The sequence below is a fragment of the Streptomyces sp. NPDC048383 genome (assembly GCF_040651775.1).
Taxonomy (GTDB): domain Bacteria; phylum Actinomycetota; class Actinomycetes; order Streptomycetales; family Streptomycetaceae; genus Streptomyces.
Map to the genome: position 1 here is coordinate 44884 of NZ_JBEZKS010000006.1, position 22547 is coordinate 67430.

A 22547-nucleotide genomic window follows, 5' to 3' on the forward strand; every position below is an offset into this window, starting at 1 on the left:
TTCGGTGAGCGGAGTACGCAAGAGCCTGGCCAAGGTGGAGATAAGCCTGCGCTGGGACCCGAGTCCGGCCGGAACACCCGCCAACGACCTCGACATCGTCGCCGCCGCGTACGCCACGGCCGACCCGCATGGGGAGCCCGTCCACCTCGTGCACTTCGGGAGCCGGTCACCCGACGGCACCATCACCCTGAGCCGCGACAGCCGGACCGGCCAGGGCTTCGGCTTCGACGAGGTGATGGTTCTCGAACTGGACCGAATGGCTCCCGAGTTGGGCCGCGTCGTGGTGGGCGTGGTGATACAGGACTCCGACCACGGGGGCACCGCGGACCGCAAGACCTTCGCCGCCGTCACCGGGACCGGCCTGCGGATCCGCGAGGGGTACGAGGACCTCGCCGAGACCGACTTCGCGGCCGTCCCGAACGCCACGGCGGCCCGGGTCGCCGAGTTCGTCCGCGACACCCACGGCGGGTGGTCCCTGGAGGCCCGGCCGTACGGATTCGACGTGGAGCCGCAGGAGTTCGCCCGCGTGATGGGCGCCGTACGCGGGTGATCACCGGCCGCGTCGCGGGGTGAACCGTACGTTCCCGGGGGTGCGGTCATCCGTACGGACCGGGTGGCGGTCACTCTGCTCGAAAGTGACCGCCACCCCGTCCGGTGGCGCGCTGCCGCCGTCCCCACGAGGCAGCGCGAGCAGGCAGCCGTCCGGTCATCGTGGACGGCGGCCCACCGTTCAGGGGGTGATGCCCAATGCGGGCAGCAGGGCCGCGTCGACGAACCTGACCAGGTAGTCGGCGTCGGCGTACCGTCCCTCCAGCACCGGCCGGATGCGCAGCACGCCCATCAGCTGCGCCGGCAGGAACTCGACCGCGGGGTGGTCCGCGCGGATCTCGCCCCGCGCCACCGCCCGCGCGACGATCGCGTCGAAGGCGGTGAGCTCGGGCTCCACCAGGGCCTCGCGCAGCGCGCGCTGGAGCTCCTCGTCGCTGAGGACGGCGTGTCCCAGCGCCTGGCTGAGGCGGGTGTCCCTGCCCGAGGTGCCGGCCGCGATGCGCGCGGCCTCGCGCAGGTCTCCGACGAGGGTCCCGGTGTCCACGCCGGCCAGAGTCCGATCGGTCCGGCTCGCGCGCAGGGCCGCCGCGACCAGCTGGGGCTTGGTGCGCCACTGCCGGTAGAGCGTGGACTTGCCGCAGCTGGCGCGGGCGGCGACACCCTCCATGGTCAGGGCCTCGTATCCGTGCTCGCGCAGGGCGTCCAGGACCGCGTCGTAGAACTCCTGCTCGCGCTCCGGGCTGATCTTGGAGCGGCGCGCGGTGACCTGCGGCGTCGACGTCATGGGGTGCGGCTCTCCTCAAGGGTTCCCGGGCGGCCTGATCCGTGCTCCGAGTGTACGGCTCCACCAGGCTATCGGAACACCAGCGTATCGATACGCCCATGTATCGATACACTGGCGTGTCGATGCGGTACGGATCCGGCCGGCGGTCACCCGCCGCGCCGCCCGCTTCCGGGCCCGGAAGCCGCACCGGCACGGCAGCACCACCGCAGCACCACCCGAAAGAAGTGAGACCGGGGGATGACCTCCCACACCACGCCCGGCGGGCCACGCGCCGCCGGGAAGAAGGACGAAAGGCGCCGGCTCATACGCGAGCTGTTGCTCGTCGCGGGGCTGTTCGCCGTCTACAAGGCGGGCCGGACGCTCTCGACGGGCCGCACCGGCGAGGCCTTCCGCAACGCCGACCGGGTGTGGGACGCCGAACGTGCCCTGCACCTGCCCGGCGAGGGCGTCGTACAGCGGCTCCTGCTGCACTCGGACGCCGTCGTGCACACCGCCAACACCTACTACGCGGCCGTGCACTTCCCGGCGACCGTCCTGTTCCTGATCTGGCTCTACCTGCGCAGGCCCGCCCACTACCTGTGGACCCGTCGGGTCCTCGCGCTGCTCACCGGCGCCGCCCTGGTCCTGCACCTCACCTTTCCGCTCGCGCCGCCGCGGATGCTGGCGGCCGCGCACCTGGTGGACACCGGCCAGGTCTACGGGCCGTCCGTCTACCGGGCCGCCCCCGCCGCCGACACGATGGCCAACCAGTTCGCCGCGATGCCCTCGCTGCACTTCGGATGGGCCCTGATGCTGGCCGTCGGGATGATCGCCGCGACCTCCTCGCGGCTGCGCGCGCTGTGGCTGCTGCACCCGCTGGTGACCCTGCTGGTGGTGGTCGGCACGGCCAACCACTACTGGCTCGACGCCCTGGTGGCGACCGCGCTGCTGGGCGCGGCCCTCCTGCTCGTTCCCCGGCCGGCGACGGAGCCCGGCGCGCCGCTTCCTGTCCCGGACGGCGCTCCGGACGGACGCGCCGTACCGGTGGCGGCTCCGGCGCCCGGAGCGGGCATCGCCCCCGCGCCTGCCGGGGCGGTCGTGCCCGCGCCCGCTGGGGCGGGCATCGCCCCCGCGCCCGCCGTGCCGGATCGCGCTTCCGTGCCGCCGCGCGTGCGGGCCGGAGCCGCCCCGGGCGGTCCGCACGGGGTGGCCGAGGCGGCCGTCGTGGCGGTCTCCGCAGCGAGGAGGGCCGGTCGGTGAACGCCACCGCGCTCGCCGTCGCCCTCTGCCTCGCCTCCGCCGTGACGTACGCGGCCGCCGCCGTCGCCCAGGAACGCCTCGCCCGCCGGGCCGTCGCCCGCAGCGCCTCGGCCCTCCTCGGCAACGGGGCCTGGTGGTGGTCGGCCGGCCTGAACGCCGCCGCCGCGCTACTGCACGCCGCCGCCCTGCGCTACGGGCCCCTCACCCTGGTCCAGCCGCTCGGCGCGCTCACCCTGGTGGCCGCCGTACCGCTCGGCGCCCGCGGCGCCGGACGCCGGGTCGCGGCCACCGAGTGGCGGGGCACGGCCGCCACCGTCGCCGGACTCGGACTGCTGCTGCTCCCCGCCTCCGGCCCCGCCCCCGACGACACCCTCACCCTCGCCGAGGCCCTCGGCGTGTCCGGGGCCACCGCCGCCGTGATCCTGCTGCTCACCGCCCGCAAGGACCCCCGTACCGGGCTGCGCCACGCGACCGCCTCCGGGCTGGCCTCCGCCGCCGCCTCCGCGCTGACCCAGACCGTGGCCGTCGCGGCGGGCCGGGGCGGTGCCCTGCTCAGCTTCCGGGTCGCCGCCGTCGCCCTGCTCGTCGCCGTGTTCGCGGTCGGCGGCATGCTGCTCTCCCAACGGGCCTACCGGGGCGGGCTCGGCGCCCCGCTGGCCGTGGTGAACCTGGCCAACCCGCTGGCCGCCGCCACGATCGGCATGGTCCTGCTCGGCGAACGCCTCCAGGGCGGTGCCGTGGGCGTCCTCCTCGCGATCGGCGGGGCCCTCGCCGCCACCCGCGGCGTCCTGTTGCTGACCCGCACGTCGCAGCCCCCACCCCCCGGCGCGGAAGCCCGCCCCTCCGGACCCTCTCCGTCCGCCGTCATCACGTCCCTGCCGGCGGGACCCGCGCTGCCGCGGCCGTAGGCCGTCGCGGGCCCGGCCCGTGGACACGTACGCCGCGCGAAGCGGGCCCGCGCCTACGCTGGGCCGGCACGGCGCGACGTACGAACCGCGAGGAGCCCGGATCCCCATGAGCGTCACCCCCGTCCCCACCGCCGACCTGTACGACGAGCACGGCGAGGACCTCGGCATCTGCGCCGCCCCCTTCCGGCGCGTCGGCGGCCGGGCCCTCTTCGCCGGGCCCGTGCGCACCGTCCGCTGCCACGAGGACAACGCCCTGCTCCGCGAACTGCTGCACACCCCCGGCGACGGCGCGGTCCTCGTCGTGGACGGCGGCGGTTCGCTGCGCACCGCCCTGGTCGGCGACCTCATCGCCGGGGCCGCGGCGCGTTCCGGCTGGGCCGGGCTGATCGTCAACGGCGCCGTCCGCGACAGCGTCGCCCTGGGCGGGCTCGACCTCGGCGTGCAGGCGCTCGGCACCTGCCCCCGCAAGAGCGGCAAGACCGGCGCGGGCGCCGTGGACGAACCCGTCACCATCGGCGGGGTCACCTTCCGCCCCGGCGACACCGTGTACGTCGACGACGACGGCGTCGTGGTGCTGCCCGCCGCCCGCTGAGCGACCCCGGGGAGGGGCGAGATTTCGCCACGTCGGGGCCGGCAACCCTGGCGGCCCGCGCCCCCGACGGGTTTCACTGCGGGGCCATGAGACGACTCAGGATCATGGGCCTGCTCGCCGCGCTCACCCTCGCCGCGGGCACCCCGGCTGTCACCGCGCCGGCCGCGGCGGCGGCCCCCGCCCGGGCCGCGGCGCCCTCCACCGGCGCACCGGAACCCGCCCCGCCCGCCGAGTTCGGGACGGACTGGCACGACCCCCTCACCGCCGCCCCGCCCGTCGAGCGGCCAGCCACCCGCTCCTGCCGGGTGACCCTGGCGGAGGCCCGGTTCAGCGACTTCACCCCCCACCGCGGGACCTACGCCCCGCCCGAGGGCTGCGGTCGCGGCCCCTGGGCGAAGGTCGTGCTGCGTCTCGACGGCGCCGTCAAGGGGCGCCAGTACGACCGCCTCGGCAACCTCACCGTCGGCGGCGTCGAGATCCTGCGCACCTCCACCCCGCAGCCCTCGCCCGACGGCATCACCTGGTCCGTCGAGAAGGACGTCACCCGCTACCGCGACACCCTCAGCCGCCCGCAACCCGTCGAGATGCTGATCGGCAACGTCGTCAACGACACCTACACCGGCGTCATCGACGTCAAGGTCACCCTCACCTTCTACGCCGCCGAAGGCGCCACCGCCCCCGCCGACACCCCCGACCTGGTGCTGCCGCTCACCACCCCCGACGTCACCACCCCGCGCAACACCGAGCGGCTCATCGCCGAGGTGTACGCCACCGGCTCGGGCGGCGGCTGCGAGGAGTACTGGTACCTGACCGTCCCGGACGCGGCCCCCTACTCCTGCAAGGCCGCCGACGGCCCCCACCGCGAGGTCCGGGTGTCCGTCGACGGCCGGCTCGCCGGCCTGGCCGCGCCCTTCCCCACCGTCTGGACCGGCGGCTGGTCCAACCCGTTCCTCTGGTACGTCACCCCCGGCCCGCGCACCTTCGACGTGCAGCCGATCCGCTACGACCTCACCCCCTACGCCGCCCTCCTCAACGACGGCCGACCGCACCGCGTCGAGGTGTCCGTCACCGGCGTACCGGCCGGGCAGAGCGGCTGGAGCACCCCGACCAACCTGCTGCTCTGGCAGGACCACGGCCGTCGCGTCGTCACCGGCGCGCTCACCCGCCACGAGGAGGGCACCCCGGCGAACTCCTCCCGCTGGACCCCCGCCCCGCCCGGCGGCGAACACCGTCTCGACACCTCGGGCGGCCACCGGCTCACCGTCGCAGGATATCTGGACACCTCCCACGGCCGGGTCGCGACCACCGTCACCCGGGCCGTCCGCACCACCTCCGCGCACCGCTGGACCGAGGGCGGGAGCCGGGACGCGCTGACCGCCTCGTGGACCGACGAGGAGAGCGTGACCCGCGGCCCGACGACCACCCGCACCGACCGGACGTACACGATGGACGGCGCCACCACCCTCGGCGCCGGCGACCGGCTGCGCACCGTCCTCACGCTCGGCGACCGCGCCGATTCGGTCACCCTGCGCGGCGGCCGCGAGGTCGACCGGTCGGCGCTCGACGACCGCTACACGGGCGACGCCACGTACACGGCGAACGTTCCGCGCGATCAGCGGCACGCGGTGGGCACCACGACCGTCCGGCACCGCCTGTACGGGTCCGGAAGCGGGGACGGATGTTACGACCGGACGGTGTCCACCGCGCAGGGCACGCTCACGGTGGACCGCCGCCACTGCTGACGACGGGGCCCCCTACGATGACGCCCCATGGAGACGAGTGGGGCCGGTAGACGGCTCGTGGACGGCCGCTTCGAGCTGATCGGCCCGCTGGGCGCCGGCGGGATGGGCACGGTGTGGCGCGCCCGCGACATCGCACTGCACCGTGACGTCGCACTCAAGGAGGTGCGCCCGCCGGACCCGGCCATGGCCGCCGCCCAGCCCGACCTCACCGTCCAACTGCGCGAACGGGCCGTCCGCGAGGCCCGCGCCCTCGCCCGCCTCGCCCACCCGAACGTGGTGACCATCCACCACATCGTCGAACCCGCGCCGGGCTCGGAGGGCCACCCCTGGATCGTCATGGAGCTGGTCAAGGGCGGCTCCCTGCACGACCGCCTCGCCGCCGGCCCGATGCCCGTCCCCGACGTGCTGCGACTCGGCCTCGACGTCCTCGCGGCGCTCCGGGCCGCCCACGCCGAGGGGGTGCTGCACCGCGACGTGAAACCGGCCAACGTGCTGCTGCGGCCCGACGGCTCGGCCGTCCTGACCGACTTCGGCATCGCCGCCCTGCACGGCTCGACCGCCCTCACCTCGACGGGCGTCCTGATCGGTTCCCCGGAGTACATCGCCCCCGAACGCGTGCGCGGCGAGGAGGGGCTGGCCGCCTCCGACCTCTGGTCGCTCGGCATGCTCCTGTACGTCGCCGCCGAGGGGGCCCACCCGCTGCGCCGCGCCACCAGCCTGGCCACCGTCGTCGCGGTCCTGGACGAGCCGATCCCCGCCCCCGCCCGGTCCGGCCCGCTGGGTCCCGTACTGGAGGCGCTGCTCGTACGGGACCCGGCGGTGCGGCCCGACGCCGCCGCCCTCGAAGCGCTGCTCCGCGGCGCGCAGGCCGGCGGCCCCGGCCCGGTCCCGTCGGCCGCCCTCGGCCGGTACGGGCCGCCCGCCGCCGGCGGTCCGGTGCCGCTGCCCGCGACGCCCCCGGCCGGCGCGCCCAACCCGTACGCGACGCCGGTGGGGTTCGCGCAGTCCGCGTTCGGCCCGGGGCCCGGGACCACCGCGGTGTCGGACGGGGCCGGCGCCGCCCGGCCGGCCCGGTCCCGGCTCGTGCCGGCCGTACTCCTGACGGCGGTCCTGGCCGGCGCGGCGTTCGGTGCGTTCCAACTGCTCCCCGACGGCGACTCGGACGGCGGCAACGAGGCCAAGGGCAGCAACCCGACCGCCTCCACCCCCGCCACGCCCCTGCCCTCCGCCGTCGGCGCCACGGGCACCCCGAGGGCGGGGACGTCCCGGACGCCGGGCACGGGCACGAAGGTCGGGGGGAGCCTGCTCACCCCGGACGGTGTCCGCGCGGCCCTGGCCGCGCTGAAGGAGAAGACCGGCACCACCACCTTCGTCGACCTGAAGGTCTACGAGGAGTACGTGATCGCCGCGGTGCCCACCGCCCCCGGCGCCAGGACCGTCGACGCCTGGCAGTACCGGGACGGCGCGGCCAGGCGCACCGGCCCCCAGGGCACGGTGAAGGACGGCGAGCCGCTCATCGACATGGCGGCCGTCAACTGGGACGTCCTGCCGGGGCTGTTGGAGCAGGCGCAACGCGACCTGAAGGTCGACAGGCCGACCTCGCGCTACGTCATCGTCGACCCCTGGATGATGGACAAGGAGCCCTGCATGCGGCCCTACCTCAGCGACGAGTACGGTCAGGGCGGCTACGTCCTCGCCGGGATCGACGGCAAGGTCAGGAAGATCGTGCCCTCCTGACATCGTGTACCCGTCCGCGCCCCCTGGAGGCGGCCCGCGACACCCCGGCCGTCCGCGGCCTCCTCGCCGCGGAACGCCGGCGTGCCCGTACCGCCCTGCGCGCCACCGAAGGGATCGCCGAGCCGGCGGACCCCGGGCTGCGGCCCGTCGTCACGACCTTGACGGAGCTGATGGGCCACCAGTTGACGGCCGTGGAACGAGCCGGCGCGCACGCCCTGCGCAAGGACGTCGGCTACGACCTGGTGGCCCCGCCGCGCACCCTGGGGCGCGCGCTGCCGCGACGTCGTGCCACCGGGCCCGTCAGTACGCGCCGTTGACGTTGTCGATCGAGCCGTAGCGGGCCGCCGCGTAGTTGCAGGCGGCCGTGATGTTGGCGACCGGGTCGTACGAGTCGTGCGGGGTGCCGGGCACGTGATAGGCGCGGAAGGTCGGATCGATGACCTGGAGCAGCCCCTTGGAGGGAATGCCGGCCGCGGCGTTGGAGTCCCAGTTGTTGATCGCCCGGGGATTGCCCGAGGATTCACGCATCACATTGCGGTGGATTCCGTTGTAGCTGCCGGGAATTCCGTGCTGGGCCATCACGTCCAGGGACTCCCGGATCCAGCCGTCGAGGTTGTCCGGGTAGGACGTGGCGGCCTTCACGTTGCTCGCCGCGCCGGCCTTCGCGGCCTTCTCCGGGGCCGCCTTCGCGACGCCGGAGGCGAGCTTCAGGGTGAGCCCCGGGCGGATCACCGAGGGGTCGCCGCCGACGGCGGCGCGGTTGGCCGCGTACAGCTGCTCCCAGCCACCGCTGAGGGAATGCCGCGCCGCGATCTTGGAAAGGGTGTCGCCGGCGACGACGGAATAGGTGGCGGGCGCGGCCACGGAACGCACGGCGGGCGCCGCGGCGGTCTCCGCCGCACCAGCCGTGGTGGCGCTGATCAGCGGGAGGGCGAGAGCGGCCGTCCCGGTGCCGGCGAATGCCAGGCGGCGGGCGAGCGGGTTCTGCTTCGGCCTGCGGTGCTTACCCTTTGCGGGCATGGCGCTATTCCTCACGTGGGGGTACGGGAGCGCCCCGGCGGCGGCCGTATTCGGCAGTTGGCCGCTGGGAGTGAGGGTGACCGTAGGCGAGTGCGCGGGGCCGCAACAAGATGCGAATGTCCGGGAGAGATCGACTCCCCGGTTTCCGTCGGTAAATGACCATGAAAGGAAGTTCGGGTCAGGGTGGATTTCCTTTCGGGGAAAAGGGAATCCAGCCTTTCGAGGAAATGATGTTGACCGGGCCCGTGTGGTCGACATCACGGTTTCGGGGACCCCGCGCCATTTCGGTCAATTACGAACCCGATGCCCCCGATTCGGGCTACCGGGCCCTTGGCGGCGAATCGCCCATACCGGGACCCAGTGGTGTGCCGGCGGGCCGAAGTCGGCCGCTCAGGAGGCCGGGAGTTCCGCGAGCGCCTTCAGGGCGGCCCCGACCGAGGCGTCCGACGCCGGCAGCAGCGGGAGTCGTACGTCCGGCGACGGGATCCGGCCCTGGGCGTGCAGCACGCCCTTGAGGACCACCGGGTTCGGCTCCGCGAAGACGGTCGCCGAGAGCCGCGCCAGCGCGTGGCCCAGGGCCCGGGCGCGCCGGACGTCGCCGGCCTCCCAGGCCGAGGCGAGCTCCACGAACCGCCCCGTCGCCAGGTGCGCCGAGGCCAGGATCCCGCCGGCCGCCCCGAGGGCGAGCATCGGCGACAGGTAGGCGTCGTCCCCCGCCAGCGCCGCGAAACCGGCCGGCAGCCCGCCCAGCAGCTCCACCGTGTCCTGGTCGATCCCGCCGGCCGCGTACTTCACCCCGACCACCCCCGGCAGGGAGCCCAGCGCGAGCAGCGTCGCCGCGTCCAACTCCCGTCCCGTGCGGTACGGGACGTGGTAGACGATCAACGGTACGGGGCTCGCCTCCACCAGACGCGCGAAGTGCGCCAGCACCCCCGCCGCCGAGGGCCGCACGAACGGCGGCACCGTCACCAGGGCCGCCCCGACCTCCGGCCACCGCGCCAGCCGCACCAGCGCGGCTTCCGCCGCCCGGGTGGCGGAGGCCCCGGCGCCCACCGTCAGCAGCGCGCCGCGCTCCTGACAGACGCGGGCGCAGACCCCGGTGACGAGGTCCCGCTCGGCCTCGTCGAGGGCGGCGCTCTCGGCGGTGGTGCCGAGAGCGACGATGCCGGCCGACCCGGCGTCGAGCGCCTCGTGCGCCAGGGCCTCCAGCGCCTCCACGGCGACGTCCCCGGAAGGGGTGAACGGGGTGACGAGCGGAACGTGGATCCCGCCGAGCGCGGGAGTACGCGCCGCGCCGCGGGCGGGTTCGTGGACGATCCCCGGGGAAGCGTGCCGATCGGTGGCCTGAGAGAAGTCCTGCACGGTGTCCTGGTCCATGGACCGAGCCTGACCGGTCCCGAGCGCCGAATCCAGTTCGCCTTCCTTACCGGAACCGTAAGCTGAGCCGATGCTCGACGTACGCCGCCTGCGCCTGCTGCGCGAACTCGCCCTGCGCGGCACCATCGCCGCCGTCGCCGAGGCCCTGGCCTTCAGCCCATCGGCCGTGTCCCAGCAACTCGGCGTCCTGGAACGCGAGGCGGGGCTCCCCCTGCTGGAGCGCACCGGGCGCGGGGTCCGCCTCACCCCCGCCGCGCAGAACCTGGTCCGTCACGCCGAGGCCGTCCTCGAACGGCTGGAACGGGCCGACGCGGAACTGGCCGACGCCCGCACCGGCCTGGCCGGAGCCCTGCGCATCGGGGCCTTCCCCACCGCCACCCGGGCCATCGTCCCGGCGGCCCTCGCCGACCTGGCCCGGCGCCACCCGGGGCTGGAGCCCATGCTCAGCGAGACCGACCCGGCGGCCGTCGCGCACGCGCTGCGGGCCGGCGAACTGGACGTGGCCCTGGTCCACTCGTACGACTTCGTCCCCGACCCGGAGGAACCGGGGCTGAGCACCCGGCCGTTGTACCGGGAGGCCATGTACCTGGCGGCGCCCGCAGCGGGGCCGGACGGCACGCGTACGGGCGGGGGAGTCGGTCGCGGTCGCGGGGCGGGCCCCGACCCCGACCCCGACGCCGACGCCCCGCCCGGCCAGGACGAGGCCCTGCGGGCTCAGCGGGACGCCCCCTGGATCACCGCCACGCCCGGGACCCTCTGCCACGCGATGACCGTACGGGCCTGCCAGGCCGCCGGGTTCAGCCCGCGCGTCCGGCACCGGGTCGACGAGTTCGCCACCGTCCTGGCCCTGGTCGCCGCGGGCCTCGGAGTCGCCGTGGTGCCGCAGCTCGGCACCCCGGGACCCGATGTGCCGGGCGTCTCCCTCACCCGGCTGCGCATGGAACGCCGTACCCGGCTCGCCTTCCGCAGCGGGGCCGGCGCGCACCCCGCCGTGGCCGCGTTCGCCGCTTCGCTGCGGTCCGCCCTGCCGCCCGATCTCGCCGGTCGGGGGGCCGGAGCGTGACACGGGTCCCGCACCGCCCGCGGCCCGTGTACGTTCGTTGATCCGGAGGTTCCGGAGATCCGGCGGTCCAGCGACCCTGAGACCACCCGCTCTCCGGAACCAGGAGCGACCAAGAGGACTGGGGTACGACGTGACGCATCGTGTACGAGGGGTCATCGCGCGCGGCAAGGGCGCACCGGTTGAGGTGACCACGATCCTCGTGCCCGACCCGGGGCCCGGGGAGGCCCTGGTCAAGATCCAGGCCTGCGGGGTCTGTCACACCGATCTGCACTACCGGGAGGGCGGGATCAACGACGAGTTCCCGTTCCTCCTCGGCCACGAGGCCGCCGGCGTCGTCGAGTCCGTCGGCGCGGGCGTCACCTCCGTGGCCCCCGGCGACTTCGTCGTCCTCAACTGGCGTGCGGTGTGCGGGAATTGTCGGGCGTGCCGACGGGGCCGCCCCTGGTACTGCTTCGCCACGCACAACGCCGCCCAGTCGATGACGCTGGAGGACGGCACCCCGCTGTCCCCGGCGTTGGGCATCGGCGCCTTCGCCGAGAAGACCCTCGTCGCCGCCGGTCAGTGCACCAAGGTGGACCCGGCCGCCTCGCCCGCCGCCGCCGGCCTGCTGGGCTGCGGGGTGATGGCGGGCCTCGGCGCCGCCCTGAACACCGGCAACGTCGGGCGCGGGGACTCGGTCGCCGTCATCGGCTGCGGCGGAGTCGGCAACGCGGCGGTCGCCGGAGCCCGGCTCGCGGGGGCCTCCCGGATCATCGCCGTCGACCTCGACGACCGGAAGTTGGAGTGGGCGCGCGGCCTCGGAGCCACCCACACGGTCAACGGCGGTACGCAGGACGTCGTCAAGGCGATCCAGGAGCTGACCGGCGGAAACGGCGCGGACGTCGTCATCGAGGCGGTCGGCCGCCCGGAAACCTACCGGCAGGCCTTCTACGCCCGCGACCTCGCCGGGACCGTCGTCCTGGTCGGGGTCCCGACACCCGAGATGAAGCTCGAACTCCCCCTGCTGGACGTCTTCGGGCGCGGTGGCGCGCTCAAGTCCTCCTGGTACGGGGACTGCCTGCCCGAGCGGGACTTCCCCCCCCTGATCGACCTCTACCTCCAGGGCCGGCTCGACCTCGACGCCTTCGTCTCCGAGACCATCGCGCTCGACGGGGTCGAGGAGGCGTTCGGCCGAATGGAGCGGGGCGAGGTCCTCCGCTCGGTGGTCCAGTTCTGACGGCGCGACGGCGTGACGGCGTGACCGAGTGACCGAGTGACTGGGTGGCCGCCTGACGGCGTGACGGCGTGACGCCATCGCGATGTGACGGTGTGACGGTGTGACCGTGTGTGCCGTAGTGATCGTGTGACCAGCGCAACGCCCGCCCCGGCCGTCGCCGGGGCGGGTCGGCCGCCCGTCCCACCATTCCCGCCGCCCGGCGGGTCCCCGGGGCCACGGCCTACACTCGGCCCGACCGCCGAACTCTCCGTCCCGCCCCGCCCCCCGCCGCGATCCGGCCGGAGGCGCGGGCGCGCGGGATCCGTACCCACACCCCAGGGGCCGTCCGTGACCGTCGCCCGCAGCTACCGCCAGCCCGGTGTCGTCCTCACCGACCACCGGTTCACCGTCCCCCTCGACCACGCCCGCCCCGACGGCGAGCGGATCGAGCTGTACGGCCGTGAGGTCGTGGCCACCGGCCAGGACCCGGAACGCCTGCCGTGGCTGTTGTACCTGGAGGGTGGTCCCGGCTTCGGGGCGCGACGCTTCATCGGCCGCCAAGCCTGGCTGGAGCGGGCGCTCAGCGGCTACCGGGTGCTGTTCCTCGACCAGCGCGGAACGGGCCGCTCCACGCCCCTGACCCGGCAGACCCTGCCCGTACGGGGCAACCCCGCCGAGCAGGCCGAGTACCTCGCACACTTCCGGTCCGACGCGATCGTCCGCGACGCCGAGGCCGTCCGCGTCCACCTGACGGGAGGCGCCCCCTGGACCGTCCTCGGCCAGAGCTTCGGCGGATTCTGCGTCACGCACTACCTCTCCACCGCCCCCGAGGGACTCACCGCCGCCCTCGTCACCGGCGGGCTCCCGTCACTCGACGCGACCGCGGACCAGGTGTACGAAGCCGCGTACCCGCGCATCGAGTGCAAGAACCTCGCCCACTATGCCCGCTACCCCATGGACGCCGAGCGCGCCCGGCGCATCGCCGCCCACCTCGCCGAGCGGCCCGCCCTCCTCCCCGGCGGCTACCGGCTGACCGTCGAGGCGTTCCAGTCCCTCGGGATGCTCCTCGGCTCCGGCGACGGCAGCCACCAGTTGCACTACCTCCTGGAGGACGCCTTCGTCCCCACGATCGGCGGGCCCGCCCTCTCCGACGCCTTCCTGGAGAACGCCCACGCCCACCTCTCCTTCGCGGGGCACCCCCTCTACGCGCTGCTGCACGAGGCGATCTACGCGCAGGACCCGACGGCGCCCACCAACTGGGCGGCCGAACGGGTCCGCGCCCACCACCCCCGGTTCGACGCCGCCAAGACCCTCGCCGGCGACGAACCCCTCCTGTTCACGGGGGAGACCATCCACCCGTGGCACTTCACCTCGGACCCGGCCCTCGCCCCGCTGCGCGAAACCGCCGAACTCCTGGCCGCCCGCACCGGCTGGCAGCCGCTCTACGACGCCGGCCGCCTCGCCGCCAACGAGGTGCCGGTCGCCGCCGCCGTCTACCACGACGACATGTACGTCGACACCGACCACTCCCTGCGCACCGCCCGCGCCATCAGGGGCCTGAAGACCTGGGTCACGGACGAGTACGAACACGACGGCGTCCGCGCGGGCGGCCCCCGCGTCCTGGACCGACTGCTCTCCCTGCTCGACGACCAGGCCGTCTCTCCCCGCACCTCACCGAGCGGGTGAAGACGGCGGCGAGGTGGATCCGGCCGGGGGATGCGGGCGGCTCCGTCGTACCGACCGAGCCCCCGTCGCTGCTCATGCCACCGACCCCGTGCGCGCCGGGGGCGCGGGGCGGCGGCCACGAAGAGCAAGGCCGGGGCGTCGCGCCGGCCTCCACCTGCCCCCGGGACTGCCGTGCGCCTATTCTGCGGGCATGAGCGAACGAGCTGATCAGCAGGCCCCCTTGCAGCCCATGCCCACCGACTGGCGGCGCGCCCTCGCGGTGGTGGCGCATCCCGACGACCTGGAGTACGGCTGCTCGGCGGCGATCGCGGACTGGACGGACGGCGGCCGCGAGGTCGTCTACGTGCTGGCCACGCGCGGCGAGGCGGGCATCGACACGATCGCCCCGGCCGAGTGCGCCCCGCTGCGCGAGGCCGAGCAGCGCGCGAGCGCGGCCGCCGTCGGGGTTTCCACGGTGGAGTTCCTCGACCACCACGACGGGGTCGTGGAGTACGGCCTGGACCTGCGCCGGGACATCGCGGCGGCCATCCGACGCCACCGTCCCGAGCTGGTGATCACCCTCAACCACCGGGACACCTGGGGCGGCGCCGAAGGCGGCGGCTTCTGGAACACGCCCGACCACCGGGCCGTCGGCCGGGCCACCCTGGACGCAGCCGCCGACGCGGGCAACCGGTGGATCTTCCCGGAGTTGATCTCCGAGCAGGGCCTGGAGCCGTGGAACGGGGTCCGCTGGGTCGCCGTCTCCGGATCCGTCACGCCGACGCACGCCTCCGACGCCGGCCCCGGCCTGGAGCGGGCCATCAAGTCCCTGCTGGAACACAAGGCGTACATCGAGGTGCTGACGGACCAGGACCCCGAGGAGTACGTCCGCTCCTTCCTGACGGGCAACGTCGAGCAGGCCGCGACCCGCTTCGGCGGCCGGCCGGCGGTGCCGTTCGAGGTCTTCCCCCGCTGATCCGGTCGCCCTAGTCTGACGATGCGTCGGATGTTGGGCGGAGGCTTCGACGGGGCGGGGGCGGGACACCGTGATCGACACCATCACCACGGAGATCGGCGAGGACGCGGAACGCATCCGCCTGGACGTCGAGGGACCGGTCGCGGTCCTCACCCTGTGCCGCCCCGACAAGCTGAACGGCTGGAGCTGGGAGTCCACCCGCCAGTTGGGCCTCCTCGCGGATCGGATCCGCTTCGACCCGGCGGTGCGCGCCGTCCTGCTCCGGGCCGAGGGGCGGGCCTTCTGCGCGGGCATCGACGTGACCGCCCCCGGCGGGGCGATCACGGGCGGGTCCGCCGCCGAGCGGACCCGCAACTACTACGAGGGCATCCGCTGGGTGCACGAACGCTTCGCGGTCCTGGCCCGGCTCCCGCAGCCGGTCGTCGCCGCCGTCCAGGGCTACTGCCTCGGCTTCGGCTTCGAGCTGGCCCTGATGGCGGACATCCGGGTGGCCGCCGACGACGCCGTCTTCGCCCTTCCCGAAGCGCGCCTGGGCGTCGCCGTGGACGCCGGGGGAGACCTGCGCATCGCCCGTGAGGCGGGCGCGGGCTGGGCCAAGTACCTGGCCCTGACCGGCCGCAGGATCGACGCCGCCACCGCGGAGCGCCTCAACCTGGTCCAACTGGTCGTCCCCGAAGCCGAACTGGACGCCACCTCCCGCGCGCTGACGGCCGAGATCGCCGCTAACGCCCCGCTCGCGGTCCAGGGCATCAAGCGGGCCGTCGACGCCTACGCGGACGCGGCGCTGCCCGCCGCCCTCGACCGGGTCGCGATGACCGCCGCCCTCACCCTCACCTCCGACGACTGCCGCGAGGGTTACGGAGCCGGCGCCGCCCGCCGCCCCCCGGAGTTCAGGGGAGCGTGAGGACCGGCCGGGTGGAGAACGCCCCGCCCAGGTCCCCGCCGTCCGGTCCGTACGAGAGCTCGGCCATCCACGGGTTCCGGCATGCCGTGGCCAGCGGCAACCACTCCAGCAGGCTCCCGTACCCGCCGCAGGCGGCGGACCCGCCGTCACCGCCGTGGAAGGCCCCGCGGTCGGCACTCAACTCGCCGCCGTAACTGTCGTAGGCGATGTGCAGGCCGAACGCGTTCGGCTCGTGCCGCAGGGTGCCGGTCCCGTACGAGGGCTCGTCGAGCGGGCACGCGTCGCCCCAGCGGAACAGGGTGCCCGCGCCGGCCCCGCAGGCGTGCTCCCACTCGTCGGCGCTCGGCAACCGCAGCCCGTCCGCCGCCAGGGCCGCCGGTATCTCGTCCGGAACCTCCGACACCTCTTCGTCCTCCACCGCCATCAGGACGGCGTCCAGCGCCACCGTCCGCACGGGGCTCAGTTCCCGAGCGAGATGGGCCTTCAGGTCGGGTCCGAAGCCGAATCCGGCGCTCACGGACTCGGCGTAGTCGGCCAATTGGGCGGGTGTCGGCCGCCAGGCGTCCAGGTCGAAGCCGAGGCGGACGCTGCCGCCGGGTATCAGGGCGAACGCCCGGCCGCCTCGCTCGATCCGTACCCGGTGCAGCGGGCCGCCGAGGTGCTCGACGGTGTCGACCAGGACCACCCGGCCGTCCACGAGCGCGGCCGCCTCCTCGGCGAGGCGGCGGGCGGCGGCGAGGTCGAGCGAGAGCCACCGGTCGAAGGTCAGGTCCGCGAGGGTCATGCCGCCAGTCTGCCGGCGGCCACTGACACCGGCTCCGGGGCCGGCCCGCGCGGACGTCGGCCCGCGCGTACGCGCCGGTCCCGCGCACGTCGGTCCCGCGCACGCCGGTCCTGTACGCGCCGGTCCCGCGCACGTCGGTCCCGTACGCGCCGCCCGGAGCCGCCCCCGGTCAGTGGCCGAAGGGCGGCCGCCCCAACTGCTCCCGCAGCGGTACGACCTCGGGGCTCACCAGGCTCCGGCGCTGCCAGTTGGCGCCGTCGACCACGAGGGTGTGGCCGGTGACGAAACGGGCGTAGGGGGAGGCCAGGAAGGTGGCAGCCCAGCCCAGTTCGCGGGGGACGCCCACGCGCAGGGCGGGCTGCCGGGCGTCCTTGGCGCCGGGGGCGGCCCGCTCCAGGCCGCCGCGAATGTCCTCGGACATGTCGGCGTGCGGGAACAGCCCGGGGACGAGCCCGTTGATCTGGATGCCGTACGGGCCCCACTCGACGGCCAGGGTCTCCACCAGGTTCTTCACCCCGGCCTTCGCCGCCGCGCTGGGGGCGAAACCGGGGCCGCCCGTCCATGCGTACGAGGCGCCGATGTTGACGATCGAACCGGGGGTACCGGCCGCGAGGTGACGGCGGCCGAACTCGCGGGTCATGAACCAGGTGCCGGTCAGCGTGGTGTCGACGACGGCCCGCCAGGCGTTGGGGGAGAGGTCCTCCGCCGGGCAGGGGAAGTTGGCGGCTGCGTTGTTGACCAGTACGTCGGGGAGGGCGAGCGCCGCTTCGGCCGCGTCGAAGACGTCCGCGACCCGCTCGGGGTCGCGGATGTCGCAGACGGCGGCCGTCACCCGGCCCGCCCCGGGAACGGCGGCCAGTTCCGCGCGGGCCGCCTCCAACTGGCCGGCGCGACGGCCCGCGATGACCAGATCGGCGCCGAGCCGGGCGAACTCGGCGGCGATGGCCCTGCCCAACCCCGACCCGCCGCCCGTCACGAGGACGACCTGCCCCCCATAGGTGCCGGGGGGTAGCGCGGCGGATCCGGGCGGGGGAGGCGCGGGCAGGCCGCGCGCTGGGGTGTCCATGCGCCCATCGATAGCGTGCGGACGCTCGGATCACCATGCCCGTGACGGCCCGGACCGCTCCGGACCCGGCCCGGTCGTGAACGCCCCCGACCCGTCACGGCCCTGGCTCAGCCCTTCGCGTACGCCTGCTTGCTCGCGCAGGTCCACACGAGCAACCGGCCGCCGGACGGCGACCATTCGGCCCCGCCCACCCGGTCGTCGCCCGACACGGAGGTCGCCTCGCCGTGCGCCCCGGCCGTCGGCGTGGGCAGGGCCCTCACCAGGCCGTTGCCGGTCCGGTAGGTGGCCTGGGTGGGCTTGGGGTACCCGAAGTCCTCCCAGGAGTACGCCATGCCCACCACCACCCGGCCGGTCGGGCTGATCGCGTGCGCGATCAGCTCGCTCTGTCCGGGCAGATCGGGGGACGGCGCCGGGGCGGCCGTGTACGGCGCCCGCCACAGGTGGCCGACGTCGCGCCGGATGTCGCGCCAGCCCTCCGATTCGTGGCCCACCACCGTGCCCGCGTTGTCGATGCCCGTCGGTTCGGTGGTGCGCGAGTAGTCGCCCTCGCTCGCGGGCACCAACCCCTGCGCCGGCCCGCCACCGGCGGGCCACACCACCGGGTAGGAACGGTGGACGAACCCGTCCTGCGTCTCGTGGTGCACGAGGGCCGAACCCAGGACGTCCCCGCGCTTGTTGATGCCGTTGACCTCGGTGATCCGGGCCCGGGGATCGCTGCCCGGCGGCAGCTCCAGGGTACGGACGGGCTGCCCGTTCACCCACTCCCGGGCGACCGTGCCGTCCAGACCGGCCACGTGGCCCGTGTCGCTGACGAAGGCCTTGCCCTCGTAGGGGGACGGGGCCGGGGCGCTCAGCAGTCGTACGGCCGCCGCGCCCTGCCGGTAGGTGAACAGCACGCGGTTTTCGCTGCCCGCCTGCTTCAGGGTGCCCGCCATCAGCCCCTTGGCGTTCACGGAGCGGACCTCGCCCGAGGTGTACCCGGCGGGCAGCGGTACCGCGTGGACGCGGGCGCCCCGCCAGTACGCGGGCTGCTGCCGCGAGGTGCCGACCGCCAGGTCCCCCTTGCCCAGCGCGTTCACGCGATCGACGAACGAACCGCCCGGGGCGCCGACGGGTAGGGCCTCCAGGCGCAGGACGTCCGGCGTGCAGGGCGGCGGTGCGGCGGCGGCCGGACCGGCCGCCGTGATCAGTCCGGCCAGAGCGACTGCGGCCGCCGCCGCTGCCGTGGTGTGCTTCATTCGGTTCCCCCCGGGTCCGGTGACCTACCCCGCCATGTCACGACGGGTACGGGTCACATGCTGTCCGGAGGGACGCGCGGCGATGGCCGCAAGCATGCCCTCCGCTCGCGGGTCGTCCGGATTTCGCCCTGGACGGGCTGGTTCCCAAGAACGCAAGCGACCGCTTAGTATGCCGCCGAGCATGGTTCCTCGACGGCGGCTGGAGGCCCCGGATGCAGGCATGGCGCGTACACACCCACGGAGAGCCCCGCGAGGCCCTGCGCCTCGAAGAGGTCCCCGAACCCGTACCCGGGGAGGGTGAGGTGAGGCTCAAGGTACTCGCCGCCAACATCAACTTCCCCGACGCGCTGCTGGTGCGGGGGCAGTACCAGATCCGGCCGCCGCTGCCCTTCACCCCCGGCGTGGAGATCTGCGGCGAAACCGACGACGGCAGGCGGGTCATCGCCAACCCGAGCCTGCCCCACGGCGGCTTCGCCGAGTACGTCACCGCCCCCGCCCGGGCCCTGCTCCCGGCCCCCGACAGCCTCGACGACGCCGAGGCGGCGGCCCTGCACATCGGCTACCAGACCGGCTGGTTCGGCCTCCACCGCCGCGCCCGCCTGCGCGGCGGCGAGACGCTCCTGGTGCACGCCGCCGCCGGCGGGGTCGGCAGCGCCGCCGTCCAACTCGGCAAGGCCGCCGGCGCCACCGTCATCGGCGTCGTCGGCGGCAAGGACAAGGAGCGCGTCGCCGAGGAACTCGGCTGCGACCTCGTCATCGACCGCACGCAGGAGGACGCCGCCGGGATCGCCGCCCGGGTCAAGGAGTTCACCGGCGGGCACGGCGCCGACGTCGTGTACGACCCGGTCGGCGGTGACGCCTACACCGCCTCCACCAAGTGCGTCGCCTTCGAGGGCCGCATCGTGATCGTCGGCTTCGCCGGCGGCACCGTGCCCACCCCCGCCCTCAACCACGCCCTCGTCAAGAACTACGCCGTCCTCGGCCTGCACTGGGGCCTGTACGCGACGAAGGACCCCGCGGCCGTCCTCGCCTGCCACGGCGAACTCACCCGCCTCGCCGCCGAAGGCGCCATCAAGCCCCTGATCAGCGAACGCGTCCCGCTCACCGGGGTCGCCGACGCCGTACAGCGGCTCGCCGACGGCGCCACGACCGGCCGGCTGGTCGTCGTACCGGCCCTCGACGGAGGCACCCGATGACCCTCACCGCCACCGAACTCGCCGCCCGCGCGCGGGACCTGCTCGCCGCCCATCCGCCGGCCGGCACCGAACCGACCGACTTCCTGCGCGCCCGCTTCGACGCGGGCCTCGCCTGGGTGCACTACCCCGAGGGCCTCGGCGGCCTCGGCGCTCCCCGCTCCCTCCAGGCCGCCGTGGACACCGTGCTGGAAGCCGCCGGAGCACCCGACAACGACCCGCGCCGCATCGGCATCGGCCTCGGCATGGCCGCGCCCACGATCCTGGCCTACGGCACCGACGAGCAGAAGGCCCGCTTCCTGCGCCCCCTGTGGACCGGCGAGGAGGTCTGGTGCCAGCTCTTCAGCGAGCCCGGCGCCGGCTCCGACCTCGCCGCGCTCGGCACCCGCGCCGTCCTCGACGAGGAACACGGCGAGTGGGTCGTCGACGGGCAGAAGGTATGGACATCCAGCGCCCACACCGCCCGCTGGGCCATCCTGATCGCCCGCACCGACCCCACCGTGCCCAAGCACCGCGGCATCACCTACTTCCTGTGCGACATGCACGCCCCCGGCGTCGAGGTCCGGCCGCTGCGCCAGATCACCGGAGAAGCCGAGTTCAACGAGGTCTTCCTCACCGGTGCCCGCATCCCCGACGCCCACCGCCTCGGCGCCGTCGGCGACGGCTGGGCGGTCGCCCGCACCACCCTGATGAACGAACGCGTCTCCATCGGCGGCATGCGCATCCCCCGCGAAGGCGGCATGATCGCCCCCGTCGCGGCGGCCTGGCGCGAACGCCCCGCCCTGCGCACCCACGCCCTGCACCAACGGCTGCTCGACCTGTGGGTCGAGGCCGAAGTCGCCCGCCTCACCGGCGAACGACTGCGCCAGCAGCTCTCCGCCGGACAGCCCGGCCCCGAGGGCAGCGGCATGAAACTCACCTTCGCCCGCCTCAACCAGGAGATCAGCGGACTGGAGGTGGAACTCCTCGGCGAGGAAGGCCTCCTGTACGAGGACTGGACGATGCGCCGCCCCGAAACCGTCGACTTCACCGGCCGCGACGCCGGATACCGCTACCTGCGCGCCAAGGGCAACAGCATCGAGGGCGGCACCAGCGAAATCCTCCTCAACATCGTCGCCGAACGCGTCCTCGGCCTGCCCGCCGAGCCGCGCGACGACAAGGACCTCGCCTGGAAGGACCTCTCCCGATGACGGCCGAGCGCGCCCCCTTCGACCTGCTGTACTCCGAGACCGAGGAGGAACTCCGCTCCGCCGTACGGGCCCTGCTCGCCGACCGCTGCGACGCCGCGACCGTCCTCGCGCGCGCCGAGACCGGCCGCCCCCACGACCCGCACCTGTGGCGCACCCTCGCCACCGGGATCGGCGCCGCCGGACTCCTCGTCCCCGAAAAGCTCGGCGGCCAGGGCGCGAGCCACCGGGAGGCCGCCGTGGTCCTGGAGGAACTCGGGCGTTCCGTCGCCCCGCTCCCGTACCTCACCAGCTCCGTCCTCGCCACGGAGATCCTGCTCGGCTGCGATACCTCGACCCCCGAAGTGGCCGCGCTGCTCGGGGAACTCGCCGCCGGACGGCAGATCTGCGTACCGGCCCTGCCGCTGACCCTGGCCCCGGGCGCCCCGCTACCGAACCCCGCGCGGGACGCCGGGGGAGGGGCGCTGACCGGCACGGTCACCTCCGTCGCGGACGCCGGGGCCGCCGACGTCCTGCTGGTCATCGCCGACACCGGACTCCACGCCGTCCCCGCGGCCTCCGTCACCCTCACGGCGCCGGTCCCGCTGGACCTGACCCGTCCGCCGGCCGGCGTCACCCTCGACGGCTCGCCCGGTACCCGCCTCGCGGACCCCGCCACCGCCCGCGCGGCCATCGCCGGGGCCCTGCTCAGCGGAGCGGGGCTGCTCGCCTCCGAACAGCTCGGAATCGCCGAGTGGTGCCTGACGGAGACCGTCGGATACGTGCGGGGCCGCCACCAGTTCAACCGGCCCGTCGGCTCCTTCCAGGCCCTCAAGCACCGCCTCGCCCGACTGTGGCTCGACGTGGCCTCCGCCCGCGCGGCGGCCCGGGCCGCCGCCGACGCCCTCGCCACCGGAGCCCCGGACGCACCCCTCACCGTCGCCGTGGCGCAGGCCTACTGCTCGGGCGTCGCGGTCCGGGCCGCCGAGGAGTGCGTCCAGCTCCACGGGGGCATCGGCATGACCTGGGAGCACCCGGCCCACCTCTACCTGAAGCGGGCCAAGGCGGATTCGCTGACCCTGGGCACGGCCGGCCACCACCGGGGCCTCGTCGCGGACTTCGCGGAACTCCCGGCCCCGTAGACCCCGCGACGGGACCGTCTCCCCCGGGCGGGGGAGACGCCTCCCCCGCCCGGGGGGCGCGGCCCTCCCCGCTGGTAAACGACAGTGGGATTCCTGGCGGAGGAGGGGGAGTTCGGATGAAACCGTGGGACAGGACCGGTCGTATCGCGGCCTACGGGGCGGCACTGACACGGGAAGGGGGTTCTTCTCCGCCCGGCGCCGAGTTCC

21 protein-coding genes are annotated in these 22547 nt (G+C 74.7%); 15 read left to right on the top strand and 6 right to left on the bottom strand.

The window, feature by feature from the left end; translation table 11 throughout:
- Positions 1-4 precede the first annotated feature (4 nt).
- Complete coding sequence (locus AB0D46_RS06810; RefSeq protein ID WP_362876201.1) at positions 5-550, top strand: TerD family protein; 546 nt, start codon at positions 5-7, stop codon at positions 548-550.
- A gap of 180 nt (positions 551-730) precedes the next feature.
- Here the strand turns inward: AB0D46_RS06810 and AB0D46_RS06815 are convergent, their stop codons facing one another.
- Complete coding sequence (locus AB0D46_RS06815) at positions 731-1333, bottom strand: TetR/AcrR family transcriptional regulator (RefSeq protein ID WP_362876202.1); 603 nt, start codon at positions 1331-1333, stop codon at positions 731-733.
- A gap of 237 nt (positions 1334-1570) precedes the next feature.
- Between AB0D46_RS06815 and AB0D46_RS06820 the strand changes: the two genes are divergently transcribed.
- The 6 genes from AB0D46_RS06820 to AB0D46_RS06845 all read left to right on the top strand — a co-directional run bounded on the left by AB0D46_RS06820 (position 1571) and on the right by AB0D46_RS06845 (position 7868).
- On the top strand, positions 1571-2572 hold the full coding sequence (locus tag AB0D46_RS06820; protein WP_362876203.1) for a phosphatase PAP2 family protein: 1002 nt from the start codon (positions 1571-1573) through the stop codon (positions 2570-2572).
- Entirely contained in the window at positions 2569-3480 is a 912-nt protein-coding gene (locus tag AB0D46_RS06825) for a hypothetical protein (RefSeq protein WP_362876204.1), read from the top strand. The genes AB0D46_RS06820 and AB0D46_RS06825 overlap by 4 nt, the downstream gene beginning before the upstream one ends.
- A 106-nt stretch (positions 3481-3586) precedes the next feature.
- The gene (gene rraA, locus AB0D46_RS06830; protein WP_362876205.1) at positions 3587-4072 is read left to right on the top strand and encodes a ribonuclease E activity regulator RraA; all 486 of its coding nucleotides are present in this window, start codon (positions 3587-3589) and stop codon (positions 4070-4072) included.
- An 86-nt stretch (positions 4073-4158) separates the two neighbouring features.
- The gene (locus AB0D46_RS06835) at positions 4159-5814 is read left to right on the top strand and encodes a peptide-N4-asparagine amidase (RefSeq protein ID WP_362876206.1); all 1656 of its coding nucleotides are present in this window, start codon (positions 4159-4161) and stop codon (positions 5812-5814) included.
- Positions 5815-5841: 27 nt separating this feature from the next.
- Entirely contained in the window at positions 5842-7551 is a 1710-nt protein-coding gene (locus tag AB0D46_RS06840) for a protein kinase (RefSeq protein WP_362876207.1), read from the top strand.
- A gap of 158 nt (positions 7552-7709) precedes the next feature.
- Positions 7710-7868: a hypothetical protein gene (locus tag AB0D46_RS06845; RefSeq protein ID WP_362876208.1), complete on the top strand. Its 159-nt coding sequence runs from the start codon at positions 7710-7712 to the stop codon at positions 7866-7868.
- Here the strand turns inward: AB0D46_RS06845 and AB0D46_RS06850 are convergent.
- Both AB0D46_RS06850 and AB0D46_RS06855 read right to left on the bottom strand, forming a co-directional pair.
- Positions 7852-8571, bottom strand: a complete 720-nt coding sequence (locus tag AB0D46_RS06850; protein WP_362876209.1) for a LysM peptidoglycan-binding domain-containing protein — start codon at positions 8569-8571, stop codon at positions 7852-7854. The genes AB0D46_RS06845 and AB0D46_RS06850 overlap by 17 nt on opposite strands.
- A gap of 390 nt (positions 8572-8961) precedes the next feature.
- Positions 8962-9948, bottom strand: a complete 987-nt coding sequence (locus tag AB0D46_RS06855; RefSeq protein ID WP_362876210.1) for a dihydrodipicolinate synthase family protein — start codon at positions 9946-9948, stop codon at positions 8962-8964.
- A gap of 70 nt (positions 9949-10018) precedes the next feature.
- On the opposite strand from AB0D46_RS06855, the gene AB0D46_RS06860 reads away from it, so the two are divergent.
- The 5 genes from AB0D46_RS06860 to AB0D46_RS06880 all read left to right on the top strand — a co-directional run bounded on the left by AB0D46_RS06860 (position 10019) and on the right by AB0D46_RS06880 (position 15751).
- The gene (locus AB0D46_RS06860; protein WP_362876211.1) at positions 10019-11011 is read left to right on the top strand and encodes a LysR substrate-binding domain-containing protein; all 993 of its coding nucleotides are present in this window, start codon (positions 10019-10021) and stop codon (positions 11009-11011) included.
- Positions 11012-11141: 130 nt separating this feature from the next.
- The gene (locus tag AB0D46_RS06865; RefSeq protein WP_362876212.1) at positions 11142-12227 is read left to right on the top strand and encodes an S-(hydroxymethyl)mycothiol dehydrogenase; all 1086 of its coding nucleotides are present in this window, start codon (positions 11142-11144) and stop codon (positions 12225-12227) included.
- Positions 12228-12554: 327 nt separating this feature from the next.
- Complete coding sequence (locus tag AB0D46_RS06870; RefSeq protein WP_362876213.1) at positions 12555-13892, top strand: alpha/beta fold hydrolase; 1338 nt, start codon at positions 12555-12557, stop codon at positions 13890-13892.
- A 190-nt stretch (positions 13893-14082) separates the two neighbouring features.
- Positions 14083-14847 carry a PIG-L deacetylase family protein gene (locus AB0D46_RS06875; protein WP_362876214.1) on the top strand — a complete coding sequence of 255 codons (765 nt, stop codon included), beginning with the start codon at positions 14083-14085 and terminating at the stop codon, positions 14845-14847.
- Positions 14848-14917: 70 nt separating this feature from the next.
- Positions 14918-15751, top strand: coding sequence for an enoyl-CoA hydratase/isomerase family protein (locus tag AB0D46_RS06880; protein ID WP_362876215.1), 834 nt, complete (start codon positions 14918-14920; stop codon positions 15749-15751).
- On the opposite strand, the gene AB0D46_RS06885 is transcribed toward AB0D46_RS06880, so the two are convergent.
- From AB0D46_RS06885 to AB0D46_RS06895, 3 genes are all read right to left on the bottom strand, one after another.
- On the bottom strand, positions 15738-16535 hold the full coding sequence (locus tag AB0D46_RS06885) for a hypothetical protein (RefSeq protein ID WP_362876216.1): 798 nt from the start codon (positions 16533-16535) through the stop codon (positions 15738-15740). The genes AB0D46_RS06880 and AB0D46_RS06885 overlap by 14 nt on opposite strands.
- A 169-nt stretch (positions 16536-16704) precedes the next feature.
- A complete protein-coding gene (locus AB0D46_RS06890) occupies positions 16705-17601 on the bottom strand; it encodes an SDR family oxidoreductase (protein ID WP_362876217.1) in 897 nt (298 codons plus the stop codon).
- Between the two features lie 107 nt (positions 17602-17708).
- Positions 17709-18839 (bottom strand): hypothetical protein, encoded by a 1131-nt coding sequence (locus AB0D46_RS06895; protein ID WP_362876218.1) that lies wholly within the window; start codon positions 18837-18839, stop codon positions 17709-17711.
- 212 nt (positions 18840-19051) lie between these two features.
- On the opposite strand from AB0D46_RS06895, the gene AB0D46_RS06900 reads away from it, so the two are divergent.
- The 3 genes from AB0D46_RS06900 to AB0D46_RS06910 are packed head-to-tail and all read left to right on the top strand — an operon-like array spanning position 19052 to position 22340.
- A complete protein-coding gene (locus AB0D46_RS06900; RefSeq protein WP_362876219.1) occupies positions 19052-20035 on the top strand; it encodes an NADPH:quinone oxidoreductase family protein in 984 nt (327 codons plus the stop codon).
- Positions 20032-21222, top strand: coding sequence for an acyl-CoA dehydrogenase family protein (locus tag AB0D46_RS06905; protein WP_362876220.1), 1191 nt, complete (start codon positions 20032-20034; stop codon positions 21220-21222). The genes AB0D46_RS06900 and AB0D46_RS06905 overlap by 4 nt, the downstream gene beginning before the upstream one ends.
- Positions 21219-22340: an acyl-CoA dehydrogenase family protein gene (locus tag AB0D46_RS06910; RefSeq protein ID WP_362876221.1), complete on the top strand. Its 1122-nt coding sequence runs from the start codon at positions 21219-21221 to the stop codon at positions 22338-22340. The genes AB0D46_RS06905 and AB0D46_RS06910 overlap by 4 nt, the downstream gene beginning before the upstream one ends.
- Positions 22341-22547 lie beyond the last annotated feature (207 nt).

Excerpts from the sequence above, each read along its gene's own strand:
- AB0D46_RS06815 (WP_362876202.1), bottom strand. The coding sequence starts at position 1,333 with ATGACGTCGACGCCGCAGGTCACCGCGCGCCGCTCCAAGATCAGCCCG.
- AB0D46_RS06820 (WP_362876203.1), top strand. The coding sequence starts at position 1,571 with ATGACCTCCCACACCACGCCCGGCGGGCCACGCGCCGCCGGGAAGAAG.
- rraA (WP_362876205.1), top strand. The coding sequence starts at position 3,587 with ATGAGCGTCACCCCCGTCCCCACCGCCGACCTGTACGACGAGCACGGC.
- AB0D46_RS06835 (WP_362876206.1), top strand. The coding sequence starts at position 4,159 with ATGAGACGACTCAGGATCATGGGCCTGCTCGCCGCGCTCACCCTCGCC.
- AB0D46_RS06840 (WP_362876207.1), top strand. The coding sequence starts at position 5,842 with ATGGAGACGAGTGGGGCCGGTAGACGGCTCGTGGACGGCCGCTTCGAG.
- AB0D46_RS06850 (WP_362876209.1), bottom strand. The coding sequence starts at position 8,571 with ATGCCCGCAAAGGGTAAGCACCGCAGGCCGAAGCAGAACCCGCTCGCC.
- AB0D46_RS06855 (WP_362876210.1), bottom strand. The coding sequence starts at position 9,948 with ATGGACCAGGACACCGTGCAGGACTTCTCTCAGGCCACCGATCGGCAC.
- AB0D46_RS06860 (WP_362876211.1), top strand. The coding sequence starts at position 10,019 with ATGCTCGACGTACGCCGCCTGCGCCTGCTGCGCGAACTCGCCCTGCGC.
- AB0D46_RS06875 (WP_362876214.1), top strand. The coding sequence starts at position 14,083 with ATGAGCGAACGAGCTGATCAGCAGGCCCCCTTGCAGCCCATGCCCACC.
- AB0D46_RS06885 (WP_362876216.1), bottom strand. The coding sequence starts at position 16,535 with ATGACCCTCGCGGACCTGACCTTCGACCGGTGGCTCTCGCTCGACCTC.
- AB0D46_RS06890 (WP_362876217.1), bottom strand. The coding sequence starts at position 17,601 with ATGGACACCCCAGCGCGCGGCCTGCCCGCGCCTCCCCCGCCCGGATCC.
- AB0D46_RS06895 (WP_362876218.1), bottom strand. The coding sequence starts at position 18,839 with ATGAAGCACACCACGGCAGCGGCGGCGGCCGCAGTCGCTCTGGCCGGA.
- AB0D46_RS06900 (WP_362876219.1), top strand. The coding sequence starts at position 19,052 with ATGCAGGCATGGCGCGTACACACCCACGGAGAGCCCCGCGAGGCCCTG.
- AB0D46_RS06905 (WP_362876220.1), top strand. The coding sequence starts at position 20,032 with ATGACCCTCACCGCCACCGAACTCGCCGCCCGCGCGCGGGACCTGCTC.
- AB0D46_RS06910 (WP_362876221.1), top strand. The coding sequence starts at position 21,219 with ATGACGGCCGAGCGCGCCCCCTTCGACCTGCTGTACTCCGAGACCGAG.